The organism is Streptomyces sp. NPDC002896 (assembly GCF_040295225.1).
Classification (GTDB): Bacteria; Actinomycetota; Actinomycetes; order Streptomycetales; family Streptomycetaceae; genus Streptomyces.
On the sequence record NZ_JBEOVA010000072.1, the window covers coordinates 1 to 16,393 of the forward strand.

Consider the following 16,393-nt stretch of genomic DNA (forward strand, 5'->3'; position numbering starts at 1 on the left):
CCCACAGCCTGACATCAGCAAGGTCCCCACCCATGACCACACCAACGACTGAGCTGGCCAGCAGTCACGGCAAGCACCGTTGCAGTACTAGGGCGTGTATCGAGTCGTGATCAATCGGCGGTCTGGGTGAGGTCTTTGATCCAGATCATCGAGGCGCGTAGTTGCAGGCCGGCGAGGTAGCTCGCGGGGGTCTTGTCGTAGCGGGTGGCGATGCCGCGCCAGGCCTTGAGCTTGTTGATCAGGCGCTCGACGGTGTTCCGTTCCTTGTACAGGTCGGTGTCGTGAGTGAGGGGTCGGCCGCCCCGGCGGCCCCTCTTCTTCCGGTTGGCGGTCTGGTCCTTCTTCTCCGGGATGACGGCCTTGATGTTTCGTCTGCGCAGGTAGGCGCGGTTGTGACGGGAAGAGTACGCCCTGTCGCCGGCGACTGCGTCGGGCCGAGTGCGGGGTCGGCCGACCGGGCCGCGGACCCGCAGTTTGTCCAGGACCGGGATGAACTGCGGACTGTCGGCGGCCTGTCCCGCGGTCAGGGCCAGCACGAGCGGTCGGCACTTTCGGTCGCAGGCAATGTGGACCTTGGTGGTCTGCCCGCCCCGCGAGCGTCCGAGCAGGGCGGCTTTCAGCCGGAGATTGAGGCGCCGCCGGAGACGTCTTCGCTCGGCGACACCATCGGCGACCGGCCCGATTTGTTCTCCTTGCGCGCCCCCTTTGACCGGACCCCCTCTTCCTCCGCGGCCTTCTCCAGGGCGTCGAGCACGCCGGGGGCCAGACGCACACCAGCCGCGTCATGGTGGGCCCGGGCGGTGGTGGAGTCCACGCTGACCAGGGAGAGGTCCACCTCACCCCGCGCGGCCGCCTGTGCGATCAACCCTTCCAGCAGGGCCTCGAAGACTCCGGCGTCCCGCCACTGCCGGAAGCGGTTGTGCACGGTGGACCACGGGCCGAACTCGGTCGGCATCTCACGCCACTGCGCTCCCGAGCGGAACTTCCAGATCACGCCCTCGAACTGCTTCCGCAGTCGTGCGGGATACGGGCCGTACTCGCCGATCGGCAGGTACGGCTCGACGTACTCCCACTCCAGGTCAGTCAGTTGTTCCCGTGTCATGCATTACGGACTACCGGACCTGCCCGTTCGACGAAGGCGAAACGCGCAGATTGATCACGCCCGATACCTCCCGGAACGCCCGCTATAGCGGCTGTGAGCGCGCTGGACGTGCAGGCTGGACAGCGAGGCTGCGAACGGCCGTCACGTGGCTGCCCAGTCCGGTGCGCGGGGTTCGGTGTGGCGTCAGCCTTGGAACCACACCGAACCCCGCGTTTCAGATCAGGAACCGTCGATCAGTCTCTGTACCTCGGGTGGGAGCTCTGAGTCGGAGGAAACGGCGAAGAACCTGGCTGTCTCCGGCGTGTCCCCAACGGCGATGGCGACCTTGGGAGAGATGCCGTCCACTTCGTAGGCAGTCTCCGTCAAACCGGCCGGCTCCTCGCTCTTGCCCCGGCCGCCGGTGTCTTCGCAGGGTGGTTCGGTGGCGACTCCGAGCTTCTTCCCGAGTGTGAATTTCACGTTCCCCACGTCTTGATACGTTATGTCCTGGTAGGTGTACTGAGCGACGCAGGAGGCTCCACCGCCACCGCCGTCGGCCGTGCACGCGGCTACTGACATCACCACGGCCGCCGCCCCTAGCAAGCCAGCGGATCGCCTGGTCCAGCTCATGTGTTTCCCCCTCAGTAGACGCTGCAAAGAAGAGGAGTGCCTTCCTCTTTGCCGAGTGACCTCGCCCTCGCTCAGCACGGGAATGAGACCGTGCCCGTGGTGAGGCTCTCGTGTTCTTCGACGTCGGCACCTCTGGTTTCGTTCACTTCTAGGACTCGTGATTAAAGCCAGCACCTCGGATCAGGTTCCCCTGCCGCGCGTTTTTTCGGACCGAGATGTGATCTTGCAGCTTGGGGCAGCGGCAAGATCACACTCAGGTCAGCCGAGCGGTGTCGGCCGCTGCTCCTGACACACCGGCGGCGCGGCACATCCGAGCAGCCGTCCGAAGCACCCACTGATGGCCCAGCGGAACACCAGGTAGCAGGCGCCAGGGAACACCGAGGTCAGTAAGGACACCACGAAGGTGTTCTCCAGCGACCGGACTGCACCACCGTGCCTCGATGAGTTAGATCAGGCCTGACTCGTCCCAGATGATCGCGACTTAATACGCGCCCTAGTGGGCGCGGTATTGGGTCTAGAGGTCGTGGAGGTGGCGGGGGAGGAAGTTCACGGTGCGCGGCGCTTTGCCGCTGGTGCAGGAGGTGCGGACGGGACAGGGGTCGCAGTGTGCGGGGTTGAAGCGGACGACGGTGTAGGGGGCCATCGCCGGGAGTTCCAGCCAGTTGCCGCTGATCTTCCCCTTCGGGCAGGTGATGGTGCGGCGGTCGAAGTCGATGGTGAAGTCCTCGCGGGTGAAGCCGGGGGCCTGCCTGCGCCAGGCGGGACTGGGCGGGAGCGGGCCGACCACGCGGATGCGGTGGGTACGGGCGGCGGTGTCGAACAGTGCGACGGAGGTGTAGCCGCCGTCGACGAGGTGCGTGGCGGGCAGCAGGCGGCGCCGCTTGAGCCGGGCGTGGATGCCGGGCAGGCCGTGCTGTCCGGCATCCACGCCCGGCACAGTGAGGACGCGTCGATGCCCTTGATGGACTTGGCATACACCACGCTCGGCGGTGCCATAGGCGCAGCGTTGACTACCTACCTGTCCAGGAACCAGGAGCGTCGGCAACTGCGCGCGACGGTCATGCAAGAACTCCACCGGGTCGGAGCGGTGCGTGACGGGGTGTGTGACATCGTGCCGAGCCGGGGGCGCCCGGCCTCGTACTCCGTCGGAAACCAGCTACTCGCCACGGAGCGTTTCCATCTCACAGCGGTTCTGGACGACGGTAATGATGCCGAGAGGGCCCTACGGGAAGCGCTGTCGGTTCTTGTGGTGGCCTCCCTCTCGGCCGGTGTACCTCGGAGAGTCCTGGACTTCGCCGGAGGGGGCGAGGAGCGCCGCCTGCAATGCGAAGTCATCCGGCTGATCGATCTCCGTCTAGGCGGCGTCCTGGGCGAGTCTCTCGAAGAGCTCATGACGCGATGTGAGGGCTACCGGCAGGCGACCGCCCAACTCCTCCTCCGAGCACTGTGGCATCCGTGGCAGAGCCGGTGGCGGATGCATGCGCACATCCGCTCGCTGCGTCGGGAAGTCGCTGCGCTCCACCGTATGCAGGAGACGGCCATGTCCATCCTGGCTCAACCGGAGAACACCGACGCCCTCGTCGAGCGGCTCGCCTCCCATCCGGATCGGGACACCAACCGAATCGGCAATGCAGCAGGGCCTGCGGCATAGAGAAGTTGTCTCGCGTCAAGAATATGGCTCAATGATCTTGCTTTGAAAGTTGGGGATGCAGGGCCGGGTCGTTGTAGACCTCGATCGGCCGGCGGCCTGCGAGGGCTTCGTGCGGGCGGATGTGGTTGAAGACGTGCCGGTAGGCCTCGGCCTCACGGGCCAGAGTCGGCAGGTCCTCGATCTCGAGCCGGTAGAGGTGCTCATACTTCAGCGAACCGAAGGCGCGCTCTCGGACCCCGTTCTGTCCGGGCGACTTGGCCCGGGTGCGGATGTGCAGCAGCTCGGGCCGGGAGGCGATGAACCGGGCGAAGGCGGCGCCCTTGAACTTCGCGCCGTTGTCGGTGACCAGCTTGATCCGCCGGATCTCACCGGTGTCCGGATCGGCCAGGGCCTCGGCCAGCGGGCATCCGCGGCGATGTGCCAGCCGTGCTCGACCTTGGTGAAGTAGTCGGTCACCCCGGCCAGGCGCCAGATGCCGCCGCTGGTTGTCTCGTATGTTGTCCGGTCCCCGGAGCATGGCCCGCACCGCGGGGGCGTGTGAGGTGGGCTCGTGGGCGCCGACCGGTTCTTCGCGGCGGTTCGCCACGTCATCGTGGCCCTCTCCCTGCCCTGAACCGGCCCCGGCGAGACGGCGCTTGCCGAGTCGCTGTGCGCGTGGTTCAGATCTGGGGTCCGGGTGCCCGACCGCGATGCGGCGTCCGGACCCCTTGTCGGCTCGCAGGGCACATCAGTCCTTCGTCTTGCCCAGCTTCTCGACGTAGTCCTGCGCCTTGTCGACAGCAGTGTCGATCTTGTCGTTGTGCTTGCCGTCGGTCTTGTCGTCGATGAGGTCGCCGGCCTTCTCCAGCCCTTCGGAGATCTTGTCGCCGTGGGCCTTGGCGAGGTCCTCGGCCTTGTCCTTGAGGTTCTTCAGCGCTTCGAACGTGCGGCGGCCTTGTCCCCTTTGCTCAGAACTGCCGAGTAACAGCAATGATTCCACGGTGGAGATGGCGCACAAGACGGTCAGGCGAACGTGCCCGGGGCTCGAAGCCGCTGGGTGGCGTGCGCCGGCCGGTTCTCGCGATGCGCCTGGAGCCTTGGGTTCAACTCGTCCGAGTGGGGTGAGTTGATGCATGCTGCCGGTGTGCCCGAGTCGATGGGCTGCACGGGCAGGATTTTCGGCCGCGAGTCAGGGTGCGTCGCCCGCGGCGACGGACGTCAGTCCGGATCTTCCAGGGAAACGGCGCATGCACCGGACCCACGCCGGACGATCCCTCCACCGCATGGCGATCACCGCGGCTCGGGTTCGGTCGGCGGCTCAGTGGCCGGTGGCCGCAGCTGACCGAGGCGGCCCGTGTCCCACAACGTCCGGTCACCGAGTCTCCCCGTCCTGTTCCTGGTCAAAGCCGGTTCGTCAGGTCCGACGCGAATACCTGCGACAGAGGCTGCGGTCCCACGTACTGCTGGTAGTTGCACCGGCCGGCCTCGTAGCGCAGCGGCTTCTTGTTCTCGTCCCAGCCCGTTGGCACCTCAACGCGCTCGTGGCACCGGCCCTGCGTGTCGTGCTTGGCGAGATGGTGCGCAGACCGGCTCCGGCGGCCTGTTCGCGGCCTCGACGGCCAGACGTTCCTGCTTCGCCCCCTCCAGCAGCTGCAGCTTCCGTTCATGCCGATTACGCAGTGCGGTGCGGGACGTTGTCGGCCGCCCACGCGAAGCCACCCGTCCAGAAGGCGATGAGCCACCAGAACCAGTCCACCAGCTGCCCCTTCGCCCTGTCCTGTCGAGCGCCAGCATAAGTTGCTCTTCCGAGGTCGCCTTGGCGCTGTCGGGCGCCTTTCCCCTTCGAGGCGACTCGCGCTCTCAGTTTGGGAAGCTGCGGTCGGTTCGAGGGCTGCGCTGGCTCGGTGGCTTTCACCGTGATTCCCCGCTGTTCCCCGCTCGATCCGGTGCGGTTGTGGTGCGCGCCGTCCAGTACTCGGCGCTGCCTATCGCTTCTGCGCTCTGTAACGCTTCATCAGCGCGGTTATCCGCGCTTGGTCTGCCCGCCCATTGAGCTCGGCCAGGAGATCGTCAGGGCACAACTCGTAGAGGTCGCCCCCACCATCGGCGTCCTCGGTTGTCCCAGATTCGGTAGCCACCGGGCACACCCCTGGCAACGTAGCGCCTCCTGCTCACCGTCCCCTTGCTCCCGGCATAGCTCGCGCCGTCATCCAGCGTCTCTAGAACTCTGTGTGTGCCTGTGGTTGCCGGGCTTTTCGGGCGCGGCGTGGTCGTCTGCGGTTGCCGTCCGGTGGTCCGAACCTCGGGGTGAGAGGGTGGACCTCGGTGGTGTGCAGGTGGTGGAAGCCGGTCCGGTCGGCGGCGCGAGTGCGCCGTCGACAGGTTCTGCGTGAGAGCCGCACCCGGCCGGCCGGAAGATGGTCTTTAGGCCGGTGGGGTGCGGGTACTCCATGACCTGGCACCGGCCCGGATGGGGTGGGTGTCGTGGTGTCATGCCCCGCTTCAGCAGGCGGGGCCTTGTGGGTCGGCGCTGGGCGGCGGGCCGAACTCCAGCCGTACGGAGTCGCTGCGGGGGACGACCAGCGCAACCCCGTTGGTTGGTGTCCAGCGGTAGGGCAACATGACGTACTGGTTTCCCGACTGCAAGACGAGCGTAAGCCCGTCGTAGCGGTAACCGTAGGCGGCCTTGGGGTCGTGGCAGCGCGTCTCGCTCACACCAGGGGCGCTGATGCTCAGGCTACGCTCGCTGTAGAGCACCGTGGACGGGTAGTTCGCCAGCTGCGAGGCAAGTCGCCGGGCCCGTGTCTCGCCGACCGAGGCGGCGTAGTCGTTGGCTGCCCATACAAGGCCGAGCGCGACTAGCACGAAGATGACCGCCCACTCTGCGAGCGCGACCCATTCGGGGCGGGTGACCGAAGGGGAAGAAGTGTTGGATGTGTCGCTGTCCGCAGGGCTGCCGGAGGTAAGGGGATCCGGATCGCTGGCGCTGGAGTCCCGATCGTCGGCCTCGCCGTCCGGAGGGTCTGCGTTGGCAGCCGAGGTTGCGTCGGGCGGAGGTGTCGCCGCAGCGAGCGTGCGTCTCAGGTGCAGGGCGTAGGCGAGCAGCGTGACGCCCAGGGAGAGACTCAACGGGGCCAGTACAAGCACCCTGTTGAGGAAGGTCTCGGTGAGCGTCGACCAGAGCCCACCGAGCGTCAACAGCAGGCCGAGGCCCGCGACAACCGGAATGGCATGGCGCAACACCTCTCTACCTGCCTCCGCAGCAAGCCGCCCACGCAGCAGTTCGTGAGCCCAGAACGCGAGAAGTCCCACTGCAGCGGTCAACGTCATCGGAACCCACAGGGCATCCAGGCTGCGCCTCAGATAGTCCGCCGTACTGAAGTTGAGCACGGTCGAGTTGACTCCGAAGTAGGCGAAGAACCAATACGCGTGGTAGTAGCCGAAGTAATAGAGCAACCCGGTGACCAGGCTCGTCGGGGCGGCGATGGCACCAATGATCCATCCCAGCCGCCCGAGACCAGTGGGCCCCTCATTCATGAGGAGCTGGACGAGGGCGTCGTGCTGTCTGTGGGCGACGGCGGCGAGGTAGACGGAGGAGTCACCGGCGGGTCGGTGGGAGGCGTGGTCTCAGGTGAGGGCTGAGTCGGCGACGGGCTCTCTGGAGGCTGATCCGTCTTCGGATCGCAGGGTCCCTTGCCCACGACCGTCACCACCTTCACCACGGAAGGGTCGATGACCTTCCCCGAGGCGGGTTCCATGTGCGAGTAGCCGCATACAACGCCGCCGGCGCCGGGGGCGTCGTCGCGGTAGTCGCGCACGAGCGTTACGCAAAGGGTGCGGCCCCCGCACTCCGTGATGAATCGCGCCTGCAGAACCTCCCAGAGCTGCTTTCCCTCCCCGACCTCACCGAAGGGTCGGGTACGCGCGTCCCATTCCGGAATCTTCAGCCGTGACGGCTTCCCGCCACTGTCAACGCCGCCGCTCCCTGGCGCGGGAACCCCACCGGAGGGTGCACCTCCTGTTCCACCGCCATCCCCACTGCCCCCATTGCCGCCGACGGAACCGCTGCCGCCATCTGCGCCGCCGTCCTGGGCGCTGGGCACCGGAACTCCCGTGCCTCCGCCGCCCGTACTGCCTCCGACAGCCCCGCCGTTCGCATTATCACCGCAAGCAAGCGCCGTGGGGAGACAGAGCAGTAGGACAAGGGCCAGTCGGTCGGCACGTGTTGATGTCGCCATATCGCACCACCGATCCCCCGAAAGTACGTGTCTGTGGAGAATGGCATGCGAGAGCCCTTGCGTACAGCTGAATTCTCCATGCATACACGCCAGTTGGCCCGGCGTTGCCGGACGGATAGCAGCGACGGCTCACCCGTTCGCCTTCGGGGCGAGGCCAGTGGGGGAGACGCGGCGGCCGTCCGAACGGCGTACTGCCCGGCTCTTGGCGCCTCACTGGGGTCGCTTTCCTGCCTCCCTGTTTCGGTCGTTTCCGCAGCTCGGCACCACGAAGGTGGGTTCAGGGAGGCGGTCAGGGAGAACTCCCTCCTCCTGTCGCCTCCCTCTACGCAGTATCGAGCGGTGCGAGCGCATCGAGGATCTTCTGGTGGTCGACGACCATGACGCCGTCGGTCTTGTGCGGGGCCGCGTCGAAGCCCTCCAGGAACTCCTTCAGGTCGCTGTTGGTCCCCTCTCGATAGAAGCATGCGTTGCGTTCGGTGAGCAGCTGCAACACCTTCTGGGTGCGGATGCGGGGCGTGGTGCCAAGCATGAGGGCGAGGTCGGCGGGGTGCGGCTCCTCATCGGCGACTGTCTCGATATCACCGGTGCCCGCTGGGGCCCTGGCCGGCGCTGAAGCCGTCCTCAAACTCCGGGCCCTGCGCGCTAACGACGACTTCGACGAGTACTGGACCTTCCACCTCGCCCGGGAGCACGAACGTCTCTACCCCACCCCAAAACCAGCACAACCACCAACTCGCAGCCCTGCCTACCGACTTCCCAGAGCTGGAGCTACACCCAACTGAGTTGACCCGCCGTTGGGACCGAGCTGCCCTTGACGAGCTTTCCTTGCCTGTGCTGACAGGATGTCGAAGACCCATGGCATCTGCCGTGTATGGGTTTTGGAGTTGCTGCCGTACTCGGCGCCTCGGTGCAGACTCTAAGTGGGCGTTTAGGTATCTTCAGCAAAGATACGTCGCGTTTGAGGTCGGCGGCTTTCGTGATGCTTTGCTCCGTAGGAGCGCATTTGCGTGCCCTGAAGCGTCGATCGGAGCACCCGTTTAGTTCGCACATGCCGCTCGAATTCCGTCTGGTTTAGCAATGGGTGGAAGCTCCCTACTGGTAGGGAGCTTCCAGGCATTCGAGTCGATCGCGCTGGTGATAAATGCGGTAAAGCATGTTGAAACGGTCGGTGCGAATCAACATCAAACGCCCACTGAGGAGGCCCCGGTGCCGCAGTGTTCCGTGTGGATCGTGGACTCCACGCCGGTGGAGTGCAGCCGCTCACGCGAGACCGTCAAGCGCTCCGACCTGGTCGGATGGGCCGAGTACTGGCTGGGGGAACGCCCTGGCGCGGCGCGCTGCGGCGGTGAGGGTGGTGTTTCGGGGCCGCGCACAGTAGAACTGGGCCCCATGTCTGACCAGCAGCCAGCCCCTCACCCGGCCCAGATGCCCGGTGCGCCCTGGGCGTACGCGCCACCGCAAGCCCGGGGGATCAGCGCCGGCTACCGGCGATGGGCCAGCATTCTCATCTGGCTCGCAATCATCATCGCGGTCCTCGTGGTGGTTGCGTTCGTGGTGAGCCTTGTCCTCCTTGCACAGGCGGACGCGGACGTGGGGAACGCTGCCTACGGTTACCTCGCCATCTTTCTCTGGTTCGGGATCGCCGCCGCGATCCCAGTCCTGCTCGCGGTCGCCATCCCCGGTGCGGTCATGACGCGGCGTGTGCGGCAGCAGCGGCAGGCGGGGATCACACCTTCGTAAGGCGCCGCCAGGCGTGCACGACGGCGGCGGTGGCGAGCGGGGCGACCGCCGTGGCAAGCAGCAGGTGGGGCGGGCCGACGGCGGCCGCGGCGTCGGTTCCGCCCATGCCTGTCCACAGGGATGGCACGGCGTAGGGGAACCACGCGCCTCCGCCGAGGCGACCGGGACTCTCTCCGGCCGGAGGTACTGGCGGTGTCAGCCGGGCGTGATGCCGTAGTGCTCGCGCACCTCGCCGACATTTGGCACGGCGGGGAACTCGACGTCGCCCGCGCTGACGATGATCGACCCGTCTTCGGTCACGTACTCCTGCGGGGTCCCCCAACCGTCCTCGAGGTCGGGCGATGCGGCGTAGGCTCGAAGGACCGCGTCCACCACCGTGATGGCCTCGTCCTCGGTGGTCGCCTCAATCACTATGTCAGCGCGCTGCCAGCCGCCGCCGAAGCTGTCGTTGCAGTCCCACTCCGCGGAGGCCACGCCCGGTACCGACATCGTCGCCGCGGTGAACGCCTCCTCGCACTTGGCGGCACTGCCGGACGAACACGCCGAGACGGACAGCATCAGCGCTGCCGCCACGACGGCCGGCAACAACCGCATTCGCTCACGTGGTATCACTCAGTCAGTCCCTTCCGTAGTGTTCGCGCACCTCACGGATCGTCGGAACTGCCGAGAATCCGACGGCCCCCGCGCTGACGACGATCGACCCGTCCTCGTTGCGGTATTCCTGCGGCGTCGCCCACCGGGGTTCGAGGCGCGGCTCGGCGGCGAACGCCCGCAACAGCGCGTCCATGATGCGAACAGCCTCGTCGCGTGATGAGGCCCGCAGGACCACCTTGCCCCGCTTCCAGCCGCCGCCGAACATGTCGCTGCAGTCGAACTCGGCCGACACCACGCCGTCGACGGCGAGCGCCGTCTCCGCGAACACGTCCTCGCCGTCGGAGTTCCTCGCCCGCCCCAGGCTGAGCAGAACGGCGAGCACGCCGCCGACCGGCCCCGCCTGAGACATCCGGTTCACAAGCCGACGCCTGCGGCGTTCCCAGCCCTTGCCCATCAGTGCTTCCGGCCGCCGTGGACGTCCACGGCGGTTACGTCGCTACCCGACGAGTCAGGATCCATCAGGAACCCGCTGTCGCGGAGCGACTGCTCGTAGGCGAGGTATCCGGGATCCGCGCTGTTGTTCATGGACTTCGAGTAGTTCTCGCTGTGGTCGAGGTTACCCATCGCGTCCCACCTGGACCCCGGATCGTCGAACGTGACACTCGTGTGGTCGGCGCTCTCGTTCTGCCCGCCGGGCAGGAACGGGAACCACGAGTCCCCCAGGTCCAGCCGGGGAACGGCGTCGTGCTCGTGCTGCATCTCCAGCACGTTCACTCCAGGGTCGACCACGAGGTGCGCGCCCGCCTCGTCGCCGAGCACCGGGACCCCACCGCGCACAAGTGTGTCGACCACGAGCGGCGCAGCCGGCGCAGGTGCCGGCGGAGGTCTCCGTTGCGAGCGAACTCGGTGGCGACGAGCTGGCCAGCCGGCGCCGGGCCGCTGCCGGTGCGGTCGCGGTAGGCCAGGATCACGGTGACGACCTCCGGCGCCGCGACCATCCAGCCCACACCCAGGGTCGGGGTGTGGATCTTGCTCGTGGTGCCCAGGTGCACGACGACGTCCGGGCGAGCGCGGCCAGAAGCGGCAGCGGCGCCACGTCGTAGCGCAACTCGCCGTCGTAGTCGTCCTCATAGCGCGGTGCCGGTGGCGATGGTCGGCATGGTCCGGCCGTCGATCGCCAGCGTCGACGGGTCGGCCGGGCCGAGCACCCACGAGCCCTGCGGTGTGATGCCGACCGGGAGACCTCGAAGCGCGCCGGGTCGAGGTTCGCGAGCACGCTCGCCCTCGACACACAGGACACGGAGTGCTCCGTGCTCTGCCCGCCGAACACCACTGCCGCGCGGATTCGCTCTTGGCTGGCCATGGCGCTCGACCCTACCGCGTGTCGACGCCCTGGGCGGCTGCCAGGAACCGCCGGGTGGCCGGGTTGCAACGGCTCGTCAGGACGAGCTGGGAGACGACGCCGGCCGTGTCGACGGCATCCACGAGACGTCGCGCCGACGGCGCGTCGCCGGTCACGACCGCCCCGGTCAGGTCGGTGCATTCCAGGAGCGGCTGGAAGCAGGTGATCTCGTTCGTCTTGGTGCCGACATCGACCTGGCCCAGGACGGCGGAGGTGGCGTGGTCGACGGCCGCCAGCAGGTGGATCTTCCGGTCGTGTGCGCGGGCAGCGTCGCGCAGGGACTTGCCGTCCACCGCGATCGCCCGCAGCAACCGGCCCGTGGCCTGTGGACATCGTGCGGAGAGCCAGCTGCCGACGGCCCGGTCCAGTACGTCGCCGTCGACCTGGGTGAGCACCCGGCGGATGGTGGCCTCGCACGGAGCGTGGCGGCGACCGGTGAAGGGATCGCGGCGAGTGCCGAGCCGGGCCAATACCGGCTGGGGCGCATCGGCCGCCCACTTGCCGATCGCCAGCAGCGAGGTCGCGTCGGCCAGAACCGCCGCGGCGCAGATGGCGAGTACGCCAACCAAGGAATGCAGCCGACCCCGTGGATCACGCGGGTCCGCCACCGCCGCGAGACAGGTCAACAGGTCGGGACACTCCTCGGCCGTCAGCGATGGCGCGGCGAGGAGTTGGCCAAGCGAGGCGGGCATGGGGGACGATCCGACAACGGCAGGCACGGTCTTCCAGCAGGCTCATGGGACGTAGACACTCACATGATCGCTGGCGACCGTGACCGCCGCATATCTCCACCAACCCGATCAGCACAGTCAGTTGGGACGAAACCGCTCAAGTCACCTTCGTGACGAAGCCCTGGGCCCGGAGTACGCCGGTTGGTTCGCCGTTGGTCAATCAGGCAGGGCGGCGACCCCTGCCGAGGACCGTCCGGGGCCGTCAGTTCCTGAAGTCCGGCCGTGGCCGACCGTTGTGGCGCAGCCGGAGCCGACGCCGGGGGTGCGAGCGCAGCACCGGATGGAGGTTCCAGCCCCGCTGCGAGGCGACGCGCAGGACGTAACCGGCGCCAGCGCCCCGGAAGTAGTGTGCTCCGAGTTCCAGGTCGCGGTGGTACTCGCGACGATGCTGGGAGGTCTCCACTCGCCGGGTCTGCTTCTCGATGCGCCGGTCCACGCGCGCCTGGTAGTACGCCGTGTCGCCCTCCCGCACCAGCGCTACCGGGGTCACGCACCAGAGTGGGACGAACGGCACCCGGCCCAGCGTGGCGTCCAGCACCCGTATCGCGCCGTTCTCGGCACGCGGCACCATGTAGACGATCAGCTCGGCCACCGTCGCTACGCCGTAGAAGCAGATCGCGAGGAAGACCCACACCACCCACCACAGCGGCAGGAACACCAGGGTCAGGGGGAGAAGCAGCAGCCAGCGCAGTGCGGCCGGGCGGACGGGAAGCGGCCCCCAGGCCGGGTCGTCGTAGTCATGCACGGACGGTGTCTTCCCCCGGGTTCGCCATCGCTCGACGGTACGCCCGTGAGTGTACGCCGGGGGCCGACCCGCACGGAGCGGCGGGCCGTGCCGGCCCCCGGCATCAGCGTGGGTCCGTCCGGTGTTGCACTTCTTCCGTAGGCCGTGGCGTAGATGTCGTACGGCACGGTGCAGGGGACGTCGTCGGCCTGTGCGCAGGACAGGGATCGGGTTGCGTGGGTGGCAGGCTTCGAAGCGGCGCCGGGCGGTCTCCAGTGGGACGTCGCACCAGTTCTCCACTGCACCGGGTTGGTTGGCGCGCTCAAGCTCTGCGTGACGAAGTCTCAGAAGTCGGTCGGCCAGCAGGACTCCAGGCCGGCACCGGCGGGTGCTGCGCCACCCTCGCCAGCTCCGGAACGGCTCCGTCCGAGCCGCCACCTGGGTACGCTCACCGTGATCAGCATCGTCCCGGGGAAGGCGCGGTGGCTGCGGCGCTGCCCGTCCATGCGCGGCGAACGCGGCGCGGCGCGACGGCGGTTGCCCTGGCAGCGAGGGACACCATGCGGTCGGCGTTCACGTCGGCGGGGGGGACTGTGCGTGGTAGGGAACACTGCGAGACGTGTGTGGTGGTCGGTGCCCGTCGCGGTGCTGGCGGCGGTGGTGGTGGCGGTGTCGGTCATCTCCTACGCCTTCGATGTGAAGAACAAGGCGTGCGCGGAGGACTTCGAGTCCGCGGCTCTGTCGGTGTCCGGCGTGGTCACCGCGGATTTCACGTGCACATCTTCGTTCGGCAACGCGCAGAAGAAGGGCAGGGTCACTCTCGATGCGGAGATCGAGGAGTACGCGGTCGCGCTCATGGAGTCCGTCCTCCGCGCCTACGCGGAGACGGACATGGGTGACGCGACGGTCGCGTACGTCGACGATGTGAGCTAGGACGGCACCATCGCGGTGGGGCCTACAGACGCGGGCTTCAACGGGACGCGGCCCCTGGGGAAGATCCACGACCACTACGGCCTCTAGGACCTGTCCGACGGGCCACGTGGCGGGCCGACCGGTGAATCGTTCCGTCCCCTGTGGGGCGGGGTTATCTGACAGATGTTGAGTGGGCGCGACTGGAGCCGCACCTGCCCAAGTACGAAGGAGCACGTCGGGTGAGCAATGTACTGACCATGAGAGCCTCCCGGGAAAGAGTCCACGACGGCGTTCCGGCGCCGGTCAAGGACTGGGTCGACTTCTCCGACGGATCGGGACCGGCCCGGGTGGTCGCGTACGTGGAGCGCGAGCTGCCGCCGGGCGGCATACCCGCATACCTCGCGGCCCGCAGCAGCGGCGCTCGCTCCTTCGTCCTGTGGGCCGACGAGCACCGCCGGGAGCGCGTGGCCACCTTGGTGACCCTGTCAGCCACCGGTGGTGTCGCGACGTTTCAGGCGCTCGGTGCGCACGGCGAGCTCATCGGCACGTTCGTGCGCGAGAAGGCGCTCCGTGGCAGGGGCCTGCGCACCCGCTGGACCGTGACTCAGCCCGGCGGCCCTGAGGCAGTGGGCTTCAAGGGCCGGATCTTCTGGTGGTGCATGTGGTGGCTGTCGTTGCCCATGCAGCTGCTGATCCTCGTGTTCAGCGTTTTCGACAGTGTCCCCGGCAATGAGGGTGGTGTCGCGCGCGGCCCCCGGCACATCAAGTGGCGCGCGGGTGGGCAGATCCCGCTGGAGTTCAGATCCCGCGGCAACAAGCTGCATTTGCACGCGCCGGGATTGGACTGGCGGCTTGGGGCCGCGCTGGTCGTCCTGCTGCGCAGCTTCGGCGCCGGCTCGTGGGACGCCAGGAAGAAGTGACCGGTCGGTCACGCCGCCGGTCGACTCTCTCGCCGAGGGCGTGGCCGGCCCTGATCAGGAACAGGCAGGCGCATGAACGCCCGTGGGAGCTCGCCCAGTTATTCACCACCGGGACCGCTCTGCGCGGCGAAGAGGCCGATGCGGATGGCGCACGAGAGTATCGTCTCGAGTGTGGTCAGCGACGATGCCGCGCTGCGCGCCCAGCGGCAGCAGCCACGGGCAGCGGCGCGGTGCCTTAGTCAGGCACCGTCCAGGGCCGCCGGCCGTGCCAGGACGTTCGGCATGGTGGTGCTGGACGGCAGCGTTGAGGTGCGTTTCCGTCGACCGTCAGCCGCATCGCGATCTGCTCGGTGCGCCCGTCCCAGTGCACCGCCGAGTGGCTTTGTCACGGCAGCGCAACCGCGGGTGGTTCCGCGCAGTGGACGGTGTGGATTGCTACGTGGTGCGGATGCGGGGCCCGTCCATGGAGGATTGGCCGCCGGGCGTTGCTCATTGGGACCCGTCACGTGGAACCACGAAGGTGCCAGGCAGACTCTGCGTATTGTAGTCCCTTTCACACAAGGATGAGCCATACATGATCACGCTCACTAAGGAAGACGGCCCGGCAGACCTGGACGGAGTGACCCACCTGTCCATCGGGGTTTCCTGGGATCCCACCGCCGGCAGCAGCGGCGGGATGCTGGGCGCGCTGCGCCGCAAGACCGGCACCGACCTCGACCTGATCGCCATCGCCATGCAGGGTGGGGACCCGGTGCGCCTCGCGGGTCTCGACTCGCTCGACCCGATGGGCAACGGCTCGTTGGTCCACAGCGGCGACAACCAGACCGGGCGCGGGGACGGGGACGACGAGACGGTGACCGTCGAGTTCGCCCGGGTCCCGCCCAACATCACGTCGATCGTGTTCGTCGCCGCCGCGTACAAGAAGGGCAGCTCCTTCCAGAAGGCGCGCAACATCAGCTTCAAGGTCTACGACGCGACCGGGGGCAGCTCTCAGCAGGTCGCCGACATCTGGCCGAGCCTGCTCACCCAGGACAACGGCTGCGCCGTGGCCAAGGCGATACGGGTCGGCGGCAGTTGGAAGCTCGAGGTGATCAACGTGACGGGCAAGATCAAGCAGGGGGACGAGCATGCCCTGATGCGTTTCGCCGTCAGCAAGTAGTACGTCCCTGAGGCCCGGCACGCGAGTGTTGTCCGGTCCCCGGAGCATGGCCCGCACCGCGGGGGCGTGTGCGGTGGGCTCGTGGGCGCCGACCGGTTCTTCGCGCCGGTTCGCCACGTCATCGTGGCGCTCTCGCTGCCCTGAACCGGCCCCGGCGAGTCGGCACTTGCCGAGTCGCTGTGCGCGTGGTTCAGATCTGGGGTCCGGGTGCCCGACCGCGATGCGGCGTCCGGACCCCTTGTCGGCTCGCAGGGCACATCAGTCCTTCGTCTCGCCCAGCTTCACGACGTAGTCCTGCGCCTTGTCGACAGCAGTGTCGATCTTGTCGTTGTGCTTGCCGTCGGTCTTGTCGTCGATGAGGTCGCCGGCCTTCTCCAGCCCTTCGGAGATCTTGTCGCCGTGGGCCTTGGCGAGGTCCTCGGCCTTGTCCTTGAGGTTCTTCAGCGCTTCGAACGTCCGGCGGCCTTGTCCCCTTTGCTCAGAACTGCCGAGTAACAGCAATGATTCCACGGTGGAGATGGCGCACAAGACGGCCAAGCGAACGTGCCCGGGGCTCGAAGCCGCTGGGTGGCGTGCGCCGGCCGGTTCTCGCGATGCGCCTGGAGCCTTGGGTTCAACTCGTCCGAGTGGGG

The 16,393-nt window shown here is 67.6% G+C and carries 19 protein-coding genes and 4 pseudogenes; 6 read left to right on the plus strand and 17 right to left on the minus strand.

The genetic code is table 11. The features are described 5' to 3' along the window. Positions 1-110: 110 nt before the first annotated feature. The 3 genes and pseudogenes from ABT009_RS46255 to ABT009_RS46265 form a co-directional block, all read right to left on the minus strand. Positions 111-1,102: pseudogene (locus ABT009_RS46255) on the minus strand (IS5 family transposase). A 219-nt stretch (positions 1,103-1,321) separates the two neighbouring features. Then, positions 1,322-1,711: a DUF6281 family protein gene (locus tag ABT009_RS46260; protein ID WP_351309115.1), complete on the minus strand. Its 390-nt coding sequence runs from the start codon at positions 1,709-1,711 to the stop codon at positions 1,322-1,324. A gap of 514 nt (positions 1,712-2,225) precedes the next feature. Beyond that, positions 2,226-2,639, minus strand: coding sequence for a transposase (locus tag ABT009_RS46265; protein ID WP_351309118.1), 414 nt, complete (start codon positions 2,637-2,639; stop codon positions 2,226-2,228). 24 nt (positions 2,640-2,663) lie between these two features. Between ABT009_RS46265 and ABT009_RS46270 the strand changes: the two genes are divergently transcribed. Continuing rightward, a complete protein-coding gene (locus tag ABT009_RS46270; protein WP_351309120.1) occupies positions 2,664-3,362 on the plus strand; it encodes a hypothetical protein in 699 nt (232 codons plus the stop codon). 28 nt (positions 3,363-3,390) lie between these two features. Here the strand turns inward: ABT009_RS46270 and ABT009_RS46275 are convergent, their stop codons facing one another. The 6 genes and pseudogenes from ABT009_RS46275 to ABT009_RS46300 all read right to left on the minus strand — a co-directional run bounded on the left by ABT009_RS46275 (position 3,391) and on the right by ABT009_RS46300 (position 8,108). Then, positions 3,391-3,948 carry an integrase core domain-containing protein gene (locus tag ABT009_RS46275; RefSeq protein WP_351309123.1) on the minus strand — a complete coding sequence of 186 codons (558 nt, stop codon included), beginning with the start codon at positions 3,946-3,948 and terminating at the stop codon, positions 3,391-3,393. Between the two features lie 141 nt (positions 3,949-4,089). Beyond that, a complete protein-coding gene (locus ABT009_RS46280) occupies positions 4,090-4,329 on the minus strand; it encodes an antitoxin (RefSeq protein ID WP_502990096.1) in 240 nt (79 codons plus the stop codon). Positions 4,330-4,741: 412 nt separating this feature from the next. Beyond that, positions 4,742-5,097, minus strand: a pseudogene (locus tag ABT009_RS46285) (hypothetical protein). A gap of 229 nt (positions 5,098-5,326) precedes the next feature. After that, positions 5,327-5,516: pseudogene (locus ABT009_RS46290) on the minus strand (hypothetical protein). Between the two features lie 327 nt (positions 5,517-5,843). Further along, on the minus strand, positions 5,844-6,878 hold the full coding sequence (locus tag ABT009_RS46295; RefSeq protein ID WP_351309126.1) for a hypothetical protein: 1,035 nt from the start codon (positions 6,876-6,878) through the stop codon (positions 5,844-5,846). A 1,023-nt stretch (positions 6,879-7,901) separates the two neighbouring features. Further along, positions 7,902-8,108 carry a hypothetical protein gene (locus ABT009_RS46300; protein ID WP_351309129.1) on the minus strand — a complete coding sequence of 69 codons (207 nt, stop codon included), beginning with the start codon at positions 8,106-8,108 and terminating at the stop codon, positions 7,902-7,904. Between the two features lie 12 nt (positions 8,109-8,120). Between ABT009_RS46300 and ABT009_RS46305 the strand changes: the two are divergent. Both ABT009_RS46305 and ABT009_RS47660 read left to right on the plus strand, forming a co-directional pair. Next, positions 8,121-8,361, plus strand: a pseudogene (locus tag ABT009_RS46305) (hypothetical protein); the annotation flags it as partial. Positions 8,362-8,656: 295 nt separating this feature from the next. Further along, positions 8,657-9,319: a hypothetical protein gene (locus ABT009_RS47660; protein ID WP_502990098.1), complete on the plus strand. Its 663-nt coding sequence runs from the start codon at positions 8,657-8,659 to the stop codon at positions 9,317-9,319. 195 nt (positions 9,320-9,514) lie between these two features. On the opposite strand, the gene ABT009_RS46315 is transcribed toward ABT009_RS47660, so the two are convergent. The 7 genes from ABT009_RS46315 to ABT009_RS46345 form a co-directional block, all read right to left on the minus strand. Beyond that, complete coding sequence (locus ABT009_RS46315; RefSeq protein WP_351309132.1) at positions 9,515-9,913, minus strand: hypothetical protein; 399 nt, start codon at positions 9,911-9,913, stop codon at positions 9,515-9,517. 22 nt (positions 9,914-9,935) lie between these two features. Beyond that, positions 9,936-10,322, minus strand: a complete 387-nt coding sequence (locus ABT009_RS46320) for a hypothetical protein (protein ID WP_351309135.1) — start codon at positions 10,320-10,322, stop codon at positions 9,936-9,938. 44 nt (positions 10,323-10,366) lie between these two features. Next, positions 10,367-10,765 (minus strand): hypothetical protein, encoded by a 399-nt coding sequence (locus tag ABT009_RS46325; protein ID WP_351309137.1) that lies wholly within the window; start codon positions 10,763-10,765, stop codon positions 10,367-10,369. After that, on the minus strand, positions 10,684-10,965 hold the full coding sequence (locus ABT009_RS46330) for a hypothetical protein (protein ID WP_351309161.1): 282 nt from the start codon (positions 10,963-10,965) through the stop codon (positions 10,684-10,686). The genes ABT009_RS46325 and ABT009_RS46330 overlap by 82 nt, the downstream gene beginning before the upstream one ends. Next, positions 10,881-11,276, minus strand: a complete 396-nt coding sequence (locus ABT009_RS46335) for a hypothetical protein (protein WP_351309140.1) — start codon at positions 11,274-11,276, stop codon at positions 10,881-10,883. The genes ABT009_RS46330 and ABT009_RS46335 overlap by 85 nt, the downstream gene beginning before the upstream one ends. An 11-nt stretch (positions 11,277-11,287) precedes the next feature. Beyond that, on the minus strand, positions 11,288-12,007 hold the full coding sequence (locus tag ABT009_RS46340; RefSeq protein ID WP_351309143.1) for an ISAs1 family transposase: 720 nt from the start codon (positions 12,005-12,007) through the stop codon (positions 11,288-11,290). A 241-nt stretch (positions 12,008-12,248) separates the two neighbouring features. Further along, positions 12,249-12,791: a hypothetical protein gene (locus ABT009_RS46345; protein ID WP_351309146.1), complete on the minus strand. Its 543-nt coding sequence runs from the start codon at positions 12,789-12,791 to the stop codon at positions 12,249-12,251. A gap of 612 nt (positions 12,792-13,403) precedes the next feature. On the opposite strand from ABT009_RS46345, the gene ABT009_RS46350 reads away from it, so the two are divergent. The 3 genes from ABT009_RS46350 (at position 13,404) to ABT009_RS46360 (ending at position 15,761) form a co-directional block, all read left to right on the plus strand. Next, the gene (locus tag ABT009_RS46350) at positions 13,404-13,703 is read left to right on the plus strand and encodes a hypothetical protein (RefSeq protein WP_351309148.1); all 300 of its coding nucleotides are present in this window, start codon (positions 13,404-13,406) and stop codon (positions 13,701-13,703) included. 218 nt (positions 13,704-13,921) lie between these two features. Next, positions 13,922-14,602 carry a hypothetical protein gene (locus ABT009_RS46355; RefSeq protein WP_351309151.1) on the plus strand — a complete coding sequence of 227 codons (681 nt, stop codon included), beginning with the start codon at positions 13,922-13,924 and terminating at the stop codon, positions 14,600-14,602. A 574-nt stretch (positions 14,603-15,176) separates the two neighbouring features. Beyond that, a complete protein-coding gene (locus ABT009_RS46360; RefSeq protein ID WP_351309153.1) occupies positions 15,177-15,761 on the plus strand; it encodes a TerD family protein in 585 nt (194 codons plus the stop codon). Positions 15,762-16,019: 258 nt separating this feature from the next. Here the strand turns inward: ABT009_RS46360 and ABT009_RS46365 are convergent, their stop codons facing one another. After that, complete coding sequence (locus ABT009_RS46365) at positions 16,020-16,259, minus strand: antitoxin (protein WP_502990097.1); 240 nt, start codon at positions 16,257-16,259, stop codon at positions 16,020-16,022. Positions 16,260-16,393: the final 134 nt, after the last annotated feature.

Coding starts and splice junctions, on each gene's coding strand:
- ABT009_RS46295 (WP_351309126.1), bottom strand. CDS start 6,878: ATGAATGAGGGGCCCACTGGTCTCGGGCGGCTGGGATGGATCATTGGT.
- ABT009_RS46270 (WP_351309120.1), top strand. CDS start 2,664: ATGCCCTTGATGGACTTGGCATACACCACGCTCGGCGGTGCCATAGGC.
- ABT009_RS46340 (WP_351309143.1), bottom strand. CDS start 12,007: ATGCCCGCCTCGCTTGGCCAACTCCTCGCCGCGCCATCGCTGACGGCC.
- ABT009_RS46315 (WP_351309132.1), bottom strand. CDS start 9,913: ATGCGGTTGTTGCCGGCCGTCGTGGCGGCAGCGCTGATGCTGTCCGTC.
- ABT009_RS46335 (WP_351309140.1), bottom strand. CDS start 11,276: ATGGCCAGCCAAGAGCGAATCCGCGCGGCAGTGGTGTTCGGCGGGCAG.
- ABT009_RS46260 (WP_351309115.1), bottom strand. CDS start 1,711: ATGAGCTGGACCAGGCGATCCGCTGGCTTGCTAGGGGCGGCGGCCGTG.
- ABT009_RS46300 (WP_351309129.1), bottom strand. CDS start 8,108: ATGCTTGGCACCACGCCCCGCATCCGCACCCAGAAGGTGTTGCAGCTG.
- ABT009_RS46320 (WP_351309135.1), bottom strand. CDS start 10,322: ATGTCTCAGGCGGGGCCGGTCGGCGGCGTGCTCGCCGTTCTGCTCAGC.
- ABT009_RS46360 (WP_351309153.1), top strand. CDS start 15,177: ATGATCACGCTCACTAAGGAAGACGGCCCGGCAGACCTGGACGGAGTG.
- ABT009_RS47660 (WP_502990098.1), top strand. CDS start 8,657: ATGGGTGGAAGCTCCCTACTGGTAGGGAGCTTCCAGGCATTCGAGTCG.